General features: G+C 32.5%; 14 protein-coding genes and 1 other RNA gene. 13 read left to right on the forward strand and 2 right to left on the reverse strand.

Going from position 1 to position 17,787, the window contains the following annotated elements; genetic code table 11:
• From ABMA45_RS07750 to rlmB, 8 genes are all read left to right on the forward strand, one after another.
• Window positions 1-481, forward strand: a 481-nt coding sequence (locus tag ABMA45_RS07750; protein ID WP_348030080.1) for a hypothetical protein, incomplete at its 5' end; no start/stop codon positions are given.
• 11 nt (window positions 482-492) lie between these two features.
• A complete protein-coding gene (locus ABMA45_RS07755) occupies window positions 493-771 on the forward strand; it encodes a hypothetical protein (protein WP_022089321.1) in 279 nt (92 codons plus the stop codon).
• Between the two features lie 355 nt (window positions 772-1,126).
• Window positions 1,127-1,468, forward strand: coding sequence for a hypothetical protein (locus tag ABMA45_RS07760; RefSeq protein ID WP_348030083.1), 342 nt, complete (start codon window positions 1,127-1,129; stop codon window positions 1,466-1,468).
• 204 nt (window positions 1,469-1,672) lie between these two features.
• Window positions 1,673-2,230 carry a CDP-alcohol phosphatidyltransferase family protein gene (locus tag ABMA45_RS07765; protein ID WP_022089323.1) on the forward strand — a complete coding sequence of 186 codons (558 nt, stop codon included), beginning with the start codon at window positions 1,673-1,675 and terminating at the stop codon, window positions 2,228-2,230.
• 93 nt (window positions 2,231-2,323) lie between these two features.
• Window positions 2,324-5,809 (forward strand): DNA polymerase III subunit alpha, encoded by a 3,486-nt coding sequence (locus tag ABMA45_RS07770; RefSeq protein WP_022089324.1) that lies wholly within the window; start codon window positions 2,324-2,326, stop codon window positions 5,807-5,809.
• A 271-nt stretch (window positions 5,810-6,080) separates the two neighbouring features.
• Window positions 6,081-7,463, forward strand: coding sequence for a TrkH family potassium uptake protein (locus tag ABMA45_RS07775; protein ID WP_022089325.1), 1,383 nt, complete (start codon window positions 6,081-6,083; stop codon window positions 7,461-7,463).
• 33 nt (window positions 7,464-7,496) lie between these two features.
• A complete protein-coding gene (locus ABMA45_RS07780) occupies window positions 7,497-8,150 on the forward strand; it encodes a potassium channel family protein (protein ID WP_022089326.1) in 654 nt (217 codons plus the stop codon).
• Between the two features lie 3 nt (window positions 8,151-8,153).
• Entirely contained in the window at window positions 8,154-8,945 is a 792-nt protein-coding gene (gene rlmB / locus ABMA45_RS07785; RefSeq protein WP_022089327.1) for a 23S rRNA (guanosine(2251)-2'-O)-methyltransferase RlmB, read from the forward strand.
• A gap of 276 nt (window positions 8,946-9,221) precedes the next feature.
• On the opposite strand, the gene ABMA45_RS07790 is transcribed toward rlmB, so the two are convergent.
• Both ABMA45_RS07790 and ABMA45_RS07795 read right to left on the reverse strand, forming a co-directional pair.
• A complete protein-coding gene (locus ABMA45_RS07790; protein WP_022089328.1) occupies window positions 9,222-9,914 on the reverse strand; it encodes an adaptor protein MecA in 693 nt (230 codons plus the stop codon).
• Between the two features lie 611 nt (window positions 9,915-10,525).
• A complete protein-coding gene (locus tag ABMA45_RS07795) occupies window positions 10,526-12,541 on the reverse strand; it encodes a leucine-rich repeat domain-containing protein (protein ID WP_022089329.1) in 2,016 nt (671 codons plus the stop codon).
• Between the two features lie 310 nt (window positions 12,542-12,851).
• Between ABMA45_RS07795 and ABMA45_RS07800 the strand changes: the two genes are divergently transcribed.
• From ABMA45_RS07800 to ABMA45_RS07820, 5 genes are all read left to right on the forward strand, one after another.
• Window positions 12,852-14,645, forward strand: a complete 1,794-nt coding sequence (locus tag ABMA45_RS07800) for a glycosyl hydrolase family 18 protein (RefSeq protein ID WP_022089330.1) — start codon at window positions 12,852-12,854, stop codon at window positions 14,643-14,645.
• Window positions 14,646-14,698: 53 nt separating this feature from the next.
• A complete protein-coding gene (locus ABMA45_RS07805) occupies window positions 14,699-15,142 on the forward strand; it encodes a hypothetical protein (RefSeq protein WP_022089331.1) in 444 nt (147 codons plus the stop codon).
• A gap of 5 nt (window positions 15,143-15,147) precedes the next feature.
• Complete coding sequence (tadA, locus tag ABMA45_RS07810) at window positions 15,148-15,606, forward strand: tRNA adenosine(34) deaminase TadA (protein WP_117908419.1); 459 nt, start codon at window positions 15,148-15,150, stop codon at window positions 15,604-15,606.
• Window positions 15,607-15,689: 83 nt separating this feature from the next.
• Window positions 15,690-15,950, forward strand: an RNA gene (ffs, locus tag ABMA45_RS07815) — signal recognition particle sRNA large type.
• A gap of 199 nt (window positions 15,951-16,149) precedes the next feature.
• A partial coding sequence (locus tag ABMA45_RS07820) for a hypothetical protein (protein WP_348030088.1) occupies window positions 16,150-17,787 on the forward strand: 1,638 nt, incomplete at its 3' end.

The raw sequence follows: 17,787 nt of genomic DNA on the forward strand, positions 1-17,787 counted from the left end.
CGAGACCGGTTCCGTTAAAATAGATGGGGTAAGTGGTGGTAAGAGTAGTACTCCATCTTATGGAGCATATAGTACTAAAATCGATTCCAAGGTTACTGCAGTAGAAAAACAAGAATTGCCGAGTTGGTTAATTGATACCTATAAAGATGGGCAATATCGTACTGTAGTAACTAATGAGGAAATTACTGTATATCGTGCATTTGGATATAATGCGGAAGCTGGTGGTGCATTTGCGACAAGTAATCCTTCTATAAATAGAGTACAAACAAAAGTTGATAGTGCAATACTACTAGAGTGGAAAAATACGCTCAGGTATGAGGCAGAGATTGTTATCCCCAAAGGAACAACTTTGAATATAGGACGTGTAGGAGAGCAATATACTATGAGCGGAGCAAGACTGTCAGGAGGCGCGGATCAAATCTTATTGCCACAAAATTGGGATTTGAATTGGATTAAGAGTATTAGAAATATTAAACCTTAAGGAGCATTTATATGAACACTATATTAGAATTAAAAAAACAAATTGAAAAGGTAATTTTATTGTTAGAACAACGCTTGATAGATGACCCAGATAGGCCCATTTTAAAAACTTTATATGATAGATATGTGAGGGCTGAAGAAATATTAAACAATAATGACGATATTAAAAAAATAATGATTATTGGTGGGTGTAGAGCATATTTGGATGCATTTAGCGATTATATGAATCCATTGCTAATTGAGATGGACAAAGCAGAAAAAATGTTTTCGAATATGAATGTGAAAAAATAAATTGAAAAAACAAAAAAATCAACGGTATTCCATAATCTTAGAAACATTATGAAATAGCGCTGATTTTCTGTTAGTCTTTAATAGTCAGCTAGTTGCATCAATAAGGAAAAAAGAATTGCATGCCTATGCAGAAAACAACTGCCGTGTAAGCGGATTTTTATGCTTGTATGGAATCTGTCGACTGCATTATGACTTTTCTCTGCACATCCGACAAGTAAAGTTGTTTATATTTATCATGGAGTTTATTCTCTTGTCTTGTGGTTTCAAGATAGTTGGCATTATACTTTATGTTATGGTGTATGTTGTTATAAGGCCGTTCATCCAAGCAGCTGGCAGTTATGTTGCAGGGAAGCAGATGACATGGAAGGATGCAATAAAGACATCCGGAAAAGGAGCATTAGATGGAGCGTTTCTTAATGGAATAGGCCATAGTATTGCAGGTGTAAGAAGAATACTTTCTAATAACAAGGCAGGAATAAAGAAGTTTTATGTAGATGAAACCGGTTCTGTTAAAATAGATGGGGTAGGTGGTAGTAAGGCTGATATTACTACAGAAATTGGATATAATGCGGGAGATACTCAGGTAAGAGTAGATGGTGATTGGACTGAAAATGATATGAAACAAGCATTGTTAGGACATCTACCCAGAGGTAGATGCTGGAATATGCAAAAGTATAGTTACTATGTATTCACATGAGGGGGAAACATTACAGGAAATGCAAATAGATTTTTATGAGGCATTATTAAAATTTGGTTTAAAATGTGACGAATAGAAATTGATTAAAATAAAAAGAGCTTGAGATATACCTCAGGCTCTTTTTTGTGTTATAATAACATATACTATGTGCATTTGTTAAATACTTATGGATAAAACCTGAATAATGAAATGGAGATAGATATTATGAAAAAGGACTGGAAGAGAGAATATTTTTCAATCCCAAATTTAATGGGATATTTTAGACTGATTTTAATACCGGTATATTTAATGGTATATATTCACGCAGATGGAATGAAAGATTATGCAATTGCGGCGGGAATTTTATTGCTGTCAGCGCTTACGGATTTCTTTGACGGAAAAGTTGCAAGAAGATTTGACATGATAACTGATTGGGGAAAAATTCTTGATCCTATAGCAGATAAACTTACTCAGGGAATTGTTGTTATAAGTTTGATTTTCAGATACAGATTTATGGCGATTGTGTTGGTTATATTTATAGTCCAGCAATTGGGACAGGGAATTTTAGGACTGATATATATTAAAAAAAGCGGAAAAGTTGAGGGCGCGAAAATGTTTGGAAAAGTAAGCACGGCATTTCTTGACTTTATGGTATTAGTTTTAGTTATATGGATAGATATACCGAAAAATGTTGCATTGGCAATGATGACAGTGTCAGTATTTTTAATGACAAATTCATTGCTTAGATATTTTGATTATTATTACAAAGAGATAAGGAAATAAAATGAATGAAGTTCATTTTCTAAAGATATTTCCGATGACCAGCCAACAATTAAATGGCTAGGCAATAACACATTTTTTATAGGAGATTAACATATGAATTTTGCTCATTTACATGTGCATACAGAGTTTAGTTTGTTAGACGGCTCGAGTAAAATTAAAGAAATTACGGCAAGGGCAAAGGAACTTGGAATGAATAGTCTTGCGATTACTGACCATGGTGTTATGTATGGGGCGATAGACTTTTATCGCGCTGCAAATGCCAATGGAATTAAGCCGATTATCGGATGTGAGGTTTATATTGCACCGGGTTCAAGATTTACTAAAGAAGCAGGGGAGAGCGAAGACCGTTACTATCATTTGGTTTTGCTTGCCGAAAATAATAAAGGATATAGCAATTTGTCAAAAATCGTATCAAAAGGATTTGTTGACGGATTTTATTATAAACCACGAGTAGATTACGAGGTGTTACAGGAATTTCACGAAGGTATAATATGCCTAAGTGCATGTCTTGCAGGTGAGGTGCAGAGATATCTGGCAAGAGGAATGTACGAAGAAGGAAAAAAAGCAGCGCTTAAATATCAGGATATTTTTGGAAAAGGCAATTATTTTCTTGAAATGCAGGACCATGGAATTCCTGAACAGCGTATGGTTAATCAGCAGCTTATGCGTATGAGTCAGGAGACAGGTATTGAGTTAGTGTGCACAAATGACGTGCATTATACTTATGATACCGATGTAGAAGCGCATGATATTTTGTTGTGTATCCAGACAGGTAAAAAGCAGTCAGATGAAAATCGTATGAGATATGAGGGAGGGCAATATTATTTAAAAAGTCCCGAAGAGATGGCTGAATTATTTAAATTTGCGCCTGAAGCATTAGAAAATACGCAGAAGATTGCAGACAGATGTAATGTTACATTTGAATTTGGTGTTACAAAACTTCCTAATTATGAAGTGCCTGAAGGTTACACTCCGGCAACATATTTGAGAGAATTGTGCAATAATGGATTGCAGAAGAGATATGTCGATACAAAGCTTGATTATGATTGCCCGATGTCTTTAGGACAATTGAAAGAACGCTTAGATTACGAACTTAGCACAATTGAAACCATGGGATACGTGGAATACTTCCTTATCGTATGGGATTTTATAAATTATGCAAAGACAAATGGAATTGCAGTAGGTCCGGGACGAGGTTCGGCAGCAGGAAGTATAGTTTCGTATTGCCTTGAAATTACGGATATTGACCCTATTAGATATAACTTACTTTTTGAAAGATTTTTAAATCCTGAGCGTGTGTCCATGCCCGATATTGATATTGATTTTTGTATCGAAAGAAGGCAGGAAGTTATTGATTATGTAGGAAGAAAATATGGCAAAGACCATGTCGCTCAGATTGTTACATTTGGAACTTTAAAAGCCAGAGGTGTGCTTAGGGATGTAGGTAGGGTACTTGATATGCCATATGCACAGGTGGATGCAATTGCAAAGACAATTCCTAAGGAATTGAACATTACTCTTGATGGAGCTTTGAAGGAAAGTAAAGAGTTTAAGGATTTATATGAGAGTGATGAACAGATTAAATATCTTGTTGATATGTCACGAAGACTTGAAGGGCTTCCACGTCATGCTTCAATGCATGCGGCAGGTGTAGTAATTTGTGCAAAACCTGTTGAAGAGTATGTTCCGCTTTCAAGAGCAAGTGACGGTTCAATTACAACCCAGTATATAATGACAACATTAGAAGAATTGGGACTTTTAAAAATGGACTTTTTAGGATTGAGAAACTTAACTGTAATTCAGAATGCGGTTAGATTTGTTGAAAAAGACCATAATATAAAATTGGATATGCATAGCATAGATTATGATGATAAAAAAGTATTGGCTTCTATAGGAACAGGAAATACAGAAGGAATTTTCCAGTTGGAAAGTGGCGGTATGAAAGGGTTCATGAAGGAATTAAAACCTCAGAATCTTGAAGATATAATAGCCGGAATATCACTATATCGTCCGGGTCCTATGGATTTCATTCCTAAATATCTTGAGGGAAAAAATAATCCGGAAGCAATTACTTACGACTGCCCGCAACTTGAGCATATATTAGAGCCAACTTACGGCTGTATTGTATATCAGGAACAGGTTATGCAGATAGTTAGGGATTTGGCAGGATATACATTAGGACGAAGCGACTTGGTTAGAAGAGCCATGTCAAAGAAAAAAGATTACGTTATGCAGCAGGAAAGACAGAACTTTGTTTATGGAAATAAAGAAGAAAATGTACCGGGCTGCATAGCAAATGGAATAGATGAAAAGACTGCAAATAAAATTTATGATGATATGATTGATTTCGCCAAATATGCTTTCAACAAGTCTCATGCGGCGGCATATGCAGTTGTTGCCTATCAGACAGCATATTTGAAATACTATTATCCGGCAGAATTTATGGCAGCTATGCTTACATCTGTCATGGATAATGCAGAAAAAGTATCTGAATATATTTATTCATGCCGCTCAATGGGAATAAAAATACTTCCTCCGGATATAAATGAAGGAGAAAGCGGATTTTCTGTATCTGAAAATTGCATACGATATGGTTTGACTGCAATTAAAAGTGTAGGAAAAAATATTATTGATGCGATTGTAATGGAAAGAAATGCAGCAGGAAAATATAAATCATTAGAAGATTTTATCTCAAGAACAAGTCCGCTTGGAGTTAATAAGAGAGCTGTTGAAAACTTTATTAAGGCAGGGGCTTTGGATTCACTTGGAGCGACAAGAAAACAAATGATGATGGTTTATGTTCAAATCATGGATTCAGAGGCACAGGAAAGAAAAAACACCATGGCAGGTCAAATGAGTTTATTTGATTTTGTAAGCGAAGAAGATAAAGCAGATTTTGAAATTAAAATGCCTGATGTTGGTGAGTATTCAAGTGACCAGATGCTTGAATTTGAAAAAGAAGTTTTAGGAATCTATGTTAGTGGACATCCTTTACAGAAAGAAGAAGCAAGATGGCGTAAGCATATTACAAATATTTCCACTGATTTTGCTGAAGTAGGAGAAGATGAGGAAAATACAAAAGTCGAAGACAAGGCAAGAGTAACAATAGGTGGAATAATTACCGGAATTACAAAAAAATATACAAGACAGGGGCAGCCTATGGCATTCTTAACATTAGAAGATTTGTTAGGTTCTGTTGAAGTAATTGTATTTCCAAGACAATATGAAAAATATAAAACACTGATTGCTGAGGATAATCAGATATTTGTTAACGGACAGGCAAGCTTAGAAGAAAATGCAGCAGGTAAAGTTATTGCAAATGATATAAAAGTATTTGATGAATATGGTACAAGTCTTTGGATTGCATTTGCAGATAAAGATGATTATACAAATAAGGAAACAGAGCTGTTTGAATTACTTTCTGAAAATAAGGGAAAAGATAAGGTTATAATATATCTTGTGAAGGAAAAACAGAGTAAAATGTTGCCTGCTATGTATAGAGTAGATTCAAATGATACATTAGTTGAAAAATTAAAGGCTATGTATGGAGAAAAATTTGTGACAAAAGTATTAGAGTAGCATTTGTGACAAAGATATTAGAGTAGCATTTACAACAAAGATATTTTAGTAACATTTGCAACAAAGATATTTTAGTAACATTTGCAACAAAGATATTTTAGTAACATTTGCAACAAAGATATTTTAGTAACATTTGCAACAAAGATATTTTAGTAACATTTGCAACAAAGATATTTTAGTAACATTTGCAACAAAGAGGTAGCATTTGTGACAAAGAGATTAGAATAACTGATAAATAATAAAATTATCAGTCATATATTTGGGAGTAAAAATGAAAGTTGATAAAGCTATAAAAGCTACATTCAATACAAATTTAATAATTCTTAACGGCTTTTTAGTTGCTCTTTTAGTAGGAACTATATTGTTAATGTTGCCCGTTTCCTCTGCAAGTGGAAATGGAACAGATTTTATTACGGCATTGTTTACGGCAACAACATCCCTATGTGTAACAGGGCTTGTAGTTGTGCCTACATATGCATACTGGAGCATATTTGGAAAAGTAATAATACTTATATTAATACAGCTTGGCGGGCTTGGGATTATTAGTTTTACAATTGGATTTCTAATTATAATAGGAAAGAAAATTTCTTTGAAAGAAAGAAAAATGATACAGGAATCGTATAATCTTGATTCGGCACAGGGTGTCTTAAAAATATTGAGAAAAATATTTGGAATCACTGTAAAAATAGAAGGAATAGGAGCGATACTTTATTCCATACAGTTTATTCCTGAATATGGAATAGTAAAAGGAATCTGTTACAGCGTATTTCATTCGGTATCTGCGTTTTGTAATGCGGGAATAGATATAATTGGAAATGACAGTTTTGTTAAGTATCATGGAAATGTGCTTGTCAATTTTACAACTGTGATGTTAATCATATGTGGTGGTATTGGATTTATTGTATGGCTTGATATCGGTGGCATAATAAGTGAAATCCGTAACAAAAAATTGAGACCAAATAAATTTATAGAAAGAATGAAATTGCATACAAAGCTTGTATTGATTACGACAGCCATTTTAGTTGGAGGAGGATTTTTATTTATTCTTTTATTTGAATATAATAATCCGGATACGCTTGGAAATATGACATTTGGAAATAAATGCTTAGCAGCTTTATTTGAAGCGGTAACGCTTAGAACAGCAGGATTTATTACTGTGCCACAGGCAGGATTTAGAGATGGAACATTTATGATAATGTGCGGTATGATGATTGTTGGTGGTTCTCCTCTTGGAACAGCAGGTGGAATAAAAACAACGACATTGGCACTTGTTTTTCTACTAACCTGGGCAACTATAAAAGGCAAGGATGATATAGAGGTTTGCAGAAGAAGGATAAATAAACAGAATGTCAGAAGCGCAGTAGCAATCGGAACAATAGTACTTAGCATACTTGCAGTAGCAATTATGGCGTTAAGTTTTACGGAAGGTGCACCTTTGAAAGTGATTACATTCGAGGCTGTTTCGGCTCTTGGAACAGTTGGACTTAGTATGGATTTTACAGCAAGTCTTACAGCTATAGGAAAACTTATTATAATAGTGCTTATGTTCTTTGGAAGAGTAGGACCTATAACTATTGCCATGGCTATGACAGGCAGAGCAAGAAAAGACAGAAAGATAAAGAATTATCCTGAAAAGAGAGTAATGATTGGATAAAATTTTAAGCAAATGAATTAGAAGGAGCATAAAATGAAGGATGTAGCAGTTTTTGGTATTGGAAAATTAGGAAAAACATTTGCAGTAACTTATTCAAGAAAAGGTGGAAAAGTTTTTGCAATTGATAGACGTCAGGAAAGAGTAGATGGAATCTCAGATGATGTGACATATGCCATAAGAGCCGATGTTACAGAGGAAAATGTTGTAGAAAATCTAGGAATCAATAATGTAGATGCGGTAGTAGTTGCCCTTGGAAATAATTTTGAGGCAAGCATAATTGTTACTACAATATGCAAATCTTTAGGGGTTCCATACATTATTGCTTCGGCGATGGACAAATTGCAGGCAGATGTATTGACGAAAATTGGTGCAGATCATGTTATTTTACCGGAAAGTGAAACTGGAAAAAGGCTTGCAAATGGAATGGCAAGTGGAGGGCATTTTCAGGATATTGCTGATTTGTCAGATGAATTTAGCATAATTGAAACTAAGATTCCAAAAGAATGGATTGGTAAAAGCTTAATAGAATTAAATCCGAGAAAGAAATTTGGATTCAATGTAATAGCAGAGAAGGTAAATGGTGTTTATAAAAATAATATAGATGCGGATAAACCTTTTGGAGATCAGGAATCAATAATTGTAATTGGTGATAATGAGAAATTATTAAAAGTATTTAAAGAGGGCTAAAAAATGATAATCACATCAAATACAAATGAACAGATAAAGAATTTAATTCATTTAAAGGATAAGAGCAAAGCCAGAAAAACTTCAGGAACATTTATTGTAGAAGGAATTAAAATGTTTCAGGAAATACCAAAAGAAGATTTTATTAAGGCTTATGCTTCTGAAAACTTTTATGAAAAAAGAAAAGAAGAAATATCAGATTATTTTAGGAAAAATAATTTAAAAGAAGATGTTCAACTTGTTAGCGATAGTGTATTCAAAAAAATATCAGATACAGTAACGCCACAGGGAATATTAGCTGTTGTAAGACAAAAAACATATTCTATTGAAGATATAATAAAATCAAGAAATAAAGAAAAAAGCTGTATTGTTGTACTTGATAGAATTCAGGATCCCGGGAATCTCGGAACAATAGTAAGAACAGGCGAAGCTGCCGGAATTACAGGAATAATTATGAGTAGTTCAACTGCAGATATTTATAATCCAAAAGTTATACGTTCTACGATGGGGTCAATTTATAGAGTGCCATTTGTAATAGTAGCTGATTTGCCTAAAGCAGTAGATATATTAAGAGAAGATGGTATAACATGTTTTGCAGCACATTTAAAGGGTGAATTATATAATTCAGGAACACTTACAAAGGATTGTGCTTTATTAATTGGAAACGAAGCAAATGGATTAAGTGATGAAGTAGCAAATAAAGCAGACAAACTAATTAAAATCCCTATGGCAGGAAAAGTAGAATCACTAAATGCGGCAATTGCAACATCAATATTAATGTATGAAGCAACAAGGTAAAAAAGGTTCTAAACTTTGGATTTCTCCATGCTTGACAAAGAACCAAAAAAACTCCCACATTTGTATCTTATTCTTGTGAAGTTCTATGATATCAATAAAGAACGCTCGCGCTGCTTGTCGCTCGTAGCAGTTCTAAATATTCAGCACACAGACCGACTTTGAAACCTAAAGTTTCAGCCGGTCTATGCACCGAATATCTGAACCGACGGCGCCAAATGCACTTTATTTGATATCATAGAACTCCACAGTTATGAGAACAAATGTAGGAGTCTTATTTTATAAAGCTGATAATTTCTCTACAGCTTTGTCATCAAGTATTTCTTCAAAATGTTCAAGATAAAATAAATCTTTTGCATACGTTGCACTTTCAATTTGACCGTGTTCTGTGATAAATCCTAAAATTTTATTTAATACTGAAGGCTCAGTTGATTCTAAGCATATAGATAAATAATATTTATTGTTATATGGAGATTTATATACAGAACTATCTCCTTTAAAATAAGGCATGATTAACTTTGTTACAGTAATCACATCGCTTAAATTATCATATATTGAAATATTGTAAAGCAAGTCAGAATCACCGGAATTATCCGATACTTCGTCCTTTACAGATGAAACAATGTTGTCTAATTCTTCCGGATTAATATCGTCAAATGGATCAAAAGCATCTTCCTCTTTATTAGAAGAAAATAATTTAGCTAAACTGCTTCCGCGGTCATCTCCATCTTCAACTTTTGTAATCAATAAAACGATATTTTCAGGAGAAACCGGAATTGCTTCAACCATAAGAGGTTTGTCGTTTACTTCAAATCCAAAATCCTCATTGGCCTGACGCATCATATCTTGAAAAAGTTCCTTTGTTTTCCCTGCCCCAAAAGCCAATTCACTGAATTTAATATGTCTGTCTTCTAAATCAGCACGGCTTATTGTGCAACGAATCTGCTTATCATTGATTTTTTCAATTTTCATAAAATCACCTCGCTAACAGTTTAGATTCGTATAGTTTATTATATCCACTATAAAAAAATATGTAAAGTTTTCATCCATATTTTAATATGTAATATATTGCAAATATGGAAAAGTTTCAATATAAAATAAGGATATTTGACAAAATATTCTTATTTATATTTATATTATACGTCAAAAAAGAACACAATATGTCAAAAAAATGAAAAATATATGATATATATGATAAATAAGATGTTAGGGTCAAAAGCCCCAACTTTGACGCCTGCGGATTGTATTTTTTAACAAGTCGTTCTAAATTAATGTTGCGTATTTTATACAATATGTGTATAATAAATGAAAGAAGGAGTATATGTTATAATATGGGTAAGAACACTTCTTTGCAACTATTGGAATGCCGATATGCAACGACTTACTATTAATAAGTTTTATGAAATGTTAATATATATCACAATTATTATTTAAAGTATTAATAGTTTGACCTTTTATAATACGGAGTATACGGAATTTCCCTTAAACAAATAAAAGAGCCGGTTATATATAATAATATTTGTCAGATAATGTATTTGAACAATTATTATAATAACGGGCTCTTAGTTTTTTGCTAATTTATTTTATAGAGAACATATACACCATTTTCCATAAATACGTTTACCTTTAACAATTTTAAAAGGTCTGATTTTTACATATAAATATTGTTTTGACGGATTGTTTGAATCCGTATTAATTCTTCCGTTTAATACAACTTTTGCTGAAGTGTTTTTTCTGCCAACATCCATAGCCTTGTATTTTTTGAAGTTTTTATTTGTAGCATATCTTATCTGATATCCTGATGCTCCGGTAACCTGATTCCAATGGATTGTGCCTGAAAATTTTTTCTTGTTTTTAAACTGACTTAATAAAGAAATATAGGCATTTGTTTTTGCAGATTTAATTCCGGCAGAATAACATATTCTCAAATTATTACAACCATCAAAAGCTGTATCCGAAATAGAAAGCTTGTTACCGTTAATTGTAATATTTTTAAAATCAGAACAATTGCTAAATGCAAAACTTTCAATATTTGTCACGGAATATGGAAGGGTTATATTCTTTAATAAAGTATAAGCAAAAGATGAGTTGCCAATAGTTTTAATACCATGTCCAAAAGACACATTTGTGAGTGGATTATTTTCAAATGCACCTTCACCAATTATTTCAATATTATCGCCTAAAGTTAAATCAGAAATACTATTGCGACTAAACATATGATTTGGAATTGTCTTAAGGTTTAAAGGAAAGTTTATAGTTTCAATAGCGTTATCAGCAAATACATAGTCACCCCATGTAAGAACAGTTTCAGGAAGTGTTATGCTTTTAAAATTACATAATCTAAAAGCACGATTTCCTATATAATATAATTTGTCAGGAAAATTAATTTCCGAAAGATATATGCAACCATTAAAGGCATCATCTCCAATTTTTAAAAGAGTAGATGGAAGTATAACTTTTTTAAAAGAGTATCTTGAGTCTGTTACATATGAATTAAATGCGTTAGGAGCAATTTCTGTTACTCCCTCGGGAATTTCAACAGTCGAAAGTCTGCCGTTATAACCGATAACAACATTGTCGTTTGTAATAAACATACCATTTTCAAATCTCAGTTTATTGCCAAGAGCCAGTGAAAGATGATAAATATCTATGCGGGCTAATGAACTGTAAAGAGTAGAAATGCTTAAGGAATCAAGTGTGTCTGATCCAATTGCAATGTCAGTTACAGAGGTCTGAGAAACAGAGGCCTTAGCAAAATATTTATCTTTTTCTATGGTTGTAACGCTTCCGGGAATCACTAGTTTTGTAAGATTAGTACAGCATGCGTAAGCATCGGAAGACGAATCTGTCTGGGCATAAAGAATAGACTGAAGGTTAAATTCCTGACAACCATCTTCAATAATTAGTTCAGTTCTTTCAGAAGGAACACGAACTATGTTCAAACCATTTTTAGAATAAATTATACCATTTATAGATTTATATGCAGGGTCTTTTTTGTAAACTACAAGATTGTCTGTTTTTACTGTTGAAACTACATCTAACTTAAGAGACGATGAAAACTTAACTGTTTCAATTACAGTATCTCCGCTTATGGAATCGTATGCATCATCCCCCGGGAGTGTCTTAACATTATAATTTCCGGGAACTGATAATTTAGACAATGAATCACAAGAAGAAAATGCACATTGCCCAATAGTGCTAACAGTGTTTGGTACTACAATCTTTTTTATTTTTGTTCCGTAAAAAGCGTAACAATCTATGACTTTCAAAGTGTTTGGAAGCTTAATTTTTTGCAGATTTTTGCAATTATAAAATGCGTATTTAGAAACAGATGTAACGCCATTTCTTATAATAACGGTATGTATTTGTCTGTTCTTTTTAAATGTCATTGAGTTAGGCATTTTACCTTTTCCATAAATGGTAATAGTTCCATCCTTTATTTTATATTTGACGGAAGCTATCTGAGTGGAAGAGCTACTTTGATTGATTTTTGCTGCCGCATTTACATTTTTTAAAATTGCACTATTTCCAAAAATAAATGTAGAACAAAAAAATGTAAGGATTAATAAAGTTACACCAGATTTAAAAGTTTTTGCCATATAAATCCCTCCTCTCACAGCTTTGAACAGCTGGATAAATTTGAAATTTTTCATACAAATAAATATGTATTTTCCGCTCATACTAATTGATTTAATTATACCAAAATATAGTCTGAAATTAAACAAAAGTTATTAAATCTTAAGATATATAAAGATGAAATTATGTTATATATATGTTATGATGTAGTAGTTAAATATTTGCAAAAAAAATGCTAATAAAATGATGTGAATATCAAAAATATGCATAATAAATTAGTAAGCCTATAGTAGTGTTCAATTTAGGAAGATATTCACAGAGGAGGAAGAACAAGTGAGAAAGAGCATAAAGTATATAATGACAATGGCTACAATCTCAGCCATGGCAATAACAATGACAGGATGTTTTGGACCGGAAACAAGTAAAGAATATGTTACTTTGAATGATTATATGATGCTTCATTATACAGATGATGATGGAAATGAGGTTACAGCGACATCTGCAGATGGAAATGAAATGGCAGCAGTTGTCTGTGATAATGAATATGTAAATAAATATGCATTTGAAAAAGATGGCGATACTTATATGGATATAAGTGGAGTGAAAAAATATATTGATGACAGATTTTACTATGACAGTACGGAAAATACAGTTATGTATACTAATGCAACTACAATATATACAAGCCCTGTAGGCAGCAATGAAGTTACAGGCGGTACAAAAGAAAATCTTGATTTTACATCATCAGTTATGGATGGTGAGATATGTTATGTAAATTTAAAATATATAAGCAAATACATTGATTTTGATTATAAATATGCAAAAGCAAATGGGGATAAGCCTGCAGTTGTTGTAGTTAATACAAAAAGCCGTGAGGATAAAAATGGCACTGTAAAGAAAAATACTCAGATTAGAACAGATGCAGATTATATGGCTGATATTGTTAGTGACGTAAAGGCTGATACAAAACTCACAATTTTAGATAAAGGTGATGAATGGGATAAAGTTGCTACAGACGATGGAGTTATAGGTTATATTTTAAATAAGAGAGTTAAAGTAGGAAAAACAACAAAAGTTTCATATAAAAATGATTATGATACATATACGCATAATGTCTTAGATAAAAAGATAAGCCTTGCATGGCATCAGGTTATGTATTCATCAAGTAATTCAGGGTTAAGTGACATGATAAAAAACGCTAAAGGTCTTAATGTTATTTCACCAACATGGTTTAGCGTAAGTGATTCGAAGGGAGAAGTGTCATCAATAGGCTCAGCGGATTATGTAAAGAAGGCACATAGTGCTGGACTTGATGTATGGGGACTTGTAAGTGATTTTGAAACAGATGGCAATGGAGATTATTATATAAAAACAGTTGTAAATAATACAAAAGCAAGACAAAAGATGGTTTCTAATATAATGAAATATGCATCATTATATGATTTAGATGGAATTAATGTAGATTTTGAATATATAAATGTTTCTGAGGGAGCCGGATATTTACAGTTCTTGAGAGAATTGTCAATTGAATGCAGAAAGAAAGGTATAGTTTTATCAATAGACAATTATCAGCCGTCTGCATGGACAGAATTTTATGACAGAAATCAGCAGGGAAGATTAGCAGATTATGTTGTTGTAATGAATTATGACGAACATACAACTTCAAGTAATGAGGCAGGATCAGTATCATCATTGACATTTACGGAAGAAGGTTTAAAAAATACAATTGATGAAGTGGGAGATGCTTCAAGAGTAATTAATGGAATGCCATTTTATACAAGAATATGGACGGAAACTCCTGAGGACGAATCAGATGGAAATGGAAAATTAATCGAAGATGCTGCAAATGGTAATTATGTTTTGTCAACAAAGGCTGTTTCAATGGATGCGGCAAAAGAAGCGTATACAGAAGCAGGGGCTACACCTAGTTATAATGAAGAAACAGGACAAAATTATGTTGTTTATGAAAAAGGAAACAGTACATACATGATTTGGCTCGAAGATGAGACTTCAGTAAAGGCAAGACTTGAGTTAATGAACAAGTACGAAATTGCCGGGGCAGGATATTGGAAATTAGGATTAGAGTCAGACGATATATGGAATACGATTTCACAATATTTTAAATAATTACTCATAAAAATTGTTTTGGCTTCATATAATTTTAAAGAAGGAGTGAGGCCATGATTAATACAAAACGAGTTTTTTACATTTATTCTTACAAAAGAGGAGTAAAGGGCAGAAATGTAGGATTTGCCAGAATCAGGGGAAGAGATGATAATTATAAGTTGAATGTATCCATTAAAGTTCCGGTAGAATATGGTGCTGAGAATATGGAAATATGCCTGCTTAAAAGAAATCAGGGATTTGTATCCGGATATAAGGTTGGCACAATGACACCATTTAATGAAATATGTAAATTCAATACCGTGATTAGTTCGAAAAAATTGCGGGAAGCTGAATTTGATATAAATGATATTGATGGAATTTATATATTTGGAACAGAGCAGGATGGATATGCTTTTTTTGCAAAAATGGAGGATGAATTGAATGATCATCCAAAAGAATTATTTGATTATCAGATGGACAAATTTAATAGGAATTCACAACTTGTATATGTAAATTAGGAGCATTGCCAATGAATGAAAAATACATGAAAGAGGCAATTAAGCAGGCAAAAAAAGCTGCTTCAATAGGTGAGGTACCGATAGGTTGCGTAATTGTTTATAAAGATAAAATTATAGGTAGAGGCTATAATAGAAGAATGACAGATAAAAATGCTTTGAGTCATGCAGAATTGAATGCAATAAAAAAAGCAAATAAGGTGTTAGACGACTGGAGACTTGATGACTGTGAAATGTATGTAACAACAGAACCGTGTCAAATGTGTGCCGGTGCAATTGTACAGGCAAGGGTAAAAAAAGTTTACATAGGTTGTATGAATCCCAAGGCAGGTTGTGCCGGTTCTATTATGAATTTGTTTAATGTAGATGCTTTCAATCATCAGGTAGAAAGTGAAAATGGAATTCTTGAAGAAGAGTGCAGCATGTTACTTAAGGAGTTTTTTAGAAATCTTAGAAATAAAAAGTAGTTTCATTTAGTATTATTTTACGTTGACAAAGTAAAATAAAATAATGTATACTAAATGTCTGTAATTGAATAAGTTTAAAACTTCCGCGCAGCCGGGGAGATAGCGGTGCCCTGTACCTGCAATCCGCTACAGCAGGGGTGATGCTTTGCGTCGGGTCTATTTTGTAGAGCTGCCCTTTATAAGTGATGTTGACGCTTGGGTCTTGTGCAACGGAAATTTGTGAATCGTGTCAGGTCAGGAATGGAGCAGCACTAAGCAAAACCTTTCGTGTGACGCGAGGGTGCCTGAGCTGAGTTAACTGTAGAGGTAACGTCTATGAGATTTTCACAAAACAAAGCGCGCGGATTAAAATAAAAAGAACTATGACTTTATAAGTTATAGTTCTTTTTTTGCCGAAAAAAAGATTCACATATATAAGGTGGTTTGCTATAATGAAGCAATGTATTTAATATGACGATTAGGTATAAATGCATAATATAAAAGATACTAAAATAGAAATGCAAATGAGTAAAAGTATAATTAAAAAATAAAGCGTGGTAAAAAATGAAAGATATGGTTGGTAATAAATTTATGAAACTAAAAAATGAACTTCATATTGGGAAGAATGACATAATAGCTATGGGGTTAATGCTATTGGCATTATTAATACTTATGCAGTATAGAACATATAGACCGTTTTTAGATGAATCAGACAATTTTTTAGGAGGAAAAATATTAAGCCGTGGCGGGGTTATATATAAAGATTATATATCCCAACATATGCCGGGGATGTATTACATTGTTGGAATTATTGTAAAGTTAGGCTTTACGGAAATTCAGGAAATACGTACATGCTTTTATTTATTAATATTTTTGTCGTGGATAGTTATGTATTTTAGATACAAAAATATATTTTCATTGTGGATAATTCCAACTTTTGTATTTATGTATTTGTCTATGTTTAGTATTTCTAAAGGACATACATTGTTGGCTGAGCAGATAGAAATTATCGCGTTTATGGTGATTATGTGTGAATTGTTCTTATTTTTTAAAACAAAAAAATTAAAACTAAGTTCAACAATTTTTATTTCAATTAGCACATGGTTAGCAATTGTCTGTGCTATGACTGCGGTATGGACAATATTTTTTATGGCACTTATATTTATCATAATTTATATTGAACAATTAAAAAGTAGTGAAAATAAAAAAAATATAATGAATGAGATTATAAGAACCAGTGTGATAATAGCAATTCCTTTTATAATATGGATGGTTTATTTATTAAAAACTAATTCAGTAGAAGAATGGTTTTACCAGGCATATAAATTTAATCAGGAAGTGTACGGAAAATATGTTAATTTCTCAGGAATATTTAAAACTGTTATTGCTCCGTTTTTTGGATATGGAAGTATGATTTGGAAGGCAATACAACAATTAACAGTATCGCTTTATTCAAGTGTAATAATTTTGGTGTATGTAGTAGTTAATATTCTTTTTTGCATAGAAATGAGTCGAAAAGGGAAAATATATGGAATACTTATGTTTGTTACCATTATAGCAATGGGAAATAGAAGTTTTGGTATATGGTCATCAGATGAAAATATGCATGCAACACCGTATTTGGCAATGACGGGATTTATGTTAGCGTATTTATTATTTGAAGTTTGGAATGTTCGAAAAGTGACAATAATAATGCTAACATTTCTTATGATTGTACCGATTACATCAGCTCTTAATGAAGTGAGCGAATATAATAACAATATTAAATATGTAGAAACTTCTGATACGGCAAAATATATAAATGCATTAACTAAAAAGAATGAAAAGATATTTTTGGTTGGTTTTAATGAATATAATGATTACAATGCATATAATAGAATGCCGGCAACAAGGTTAGTACATATTCATCCGTGGTTTATGGAAGAGTTTCAACAGGATGTAATTAATGATTTGGAAAAAAATAAAACAAGAGTAATTGTTAACGCTGAGGATATGGATATATGGGGATATAAATATGTAGATTATGCCGCATCTTTGAGAAATTATATATTACAGAATTATACTCAGATTGGAAAAAGTGAAGCAAATGTATGGGTGCGAAATGATTATTACGAAAAGGCTCTTGAAAAACTGAATTATGACAATAATATGATAGTGCCAAATAATGAAGAATTAAAAGGTATTACATCAATAAATGGAAAG

Source organism: Eubacterium sp. CAG:156, assembly GCF_000434315.1.
Classification (GTDB): domain Bacteria; phylum Bacillota; class Clostridia; order Lachnospirales; family Lachnospiraceae; genus Eubacterium_U; species Eubacterium_U album.

What these genes read in the sequence shown, in the direction of transcription:
- ABMA45_RS07755 (WP_022089321.1), top strand. Translation starts at nt 493, where the DNA reads ATGAACACTATATTAGAATTAAAAAAACAAATTGAAAAGGTAATTTTA.
- ABMA45_RS07760 (WP_348030083.1), top strand. Translation starts at nt 1,127, where the DNA reads ATGACATGGAAGGATGCAATAAAGACATCCGGAAAAGGAGCATTAGAT.
- ABMA45_RS07765 (WP_022089323.1), top strand. Translation starts at nt 1,673, where the DNA reads ATGAAAAAGGACTGGAAGAGAGAATATTTTTCAATCCCAAATTTAATG.
- ABMA45_RS07770 (WP_022089324.1), top strand. Translation starts at nt 2,324, where the DNA reads ATGAATTTTGCTCATTTACATGTGCATACAGAGTTTAGTTTGTTAGAC.
- ABMA45_RS07775 (WP_022089325.1), top strand. Translation starts at nt 6,081, where the DNA reads ATGAAAGTTGATAAAGCTATAAAAGCTACATTCAATACAAATTTAATA.
- ABMA45_RS07780 (WP_022089326.1), top strand. Translation starts at nt 7,497, where the DNA reads ATGAAGGATGTAGCAGTTTTTGGTATTGGAAAATTAGGAAAAACATTT.
- rlmB (WP_022089327.1), top strand. Translation starts at nt 8,154, where the DNA reads ATGATAATCACATCAAATACAAATGAACAGATAAAGAATTTAATTCAT.
- ABMA45_RS07790 (WP_022089328.1), bottom strand. Translation starts at nt 9,914, where the DNA reads ATGAAAATTGAAAAAATCAATGATAAGCAGATTCGTTGCACAATAAGC.
- ABMA45_RS07795 (WP_022089329.1), bottom strand. Translation starts at nt 12,541, where the DNA reads ATGGCAAAAACTTTTAAATCTGGTGTAACTTTATTAATCCTTACATTT.
- ABMA45_RS07805 (WP_022089331.1), top strand. Translation starts at nt 14,699, where the DNA reads ATGATTAATACAAAACGAGTTTTTTACATTTATTCTTACAAAAGAGGA.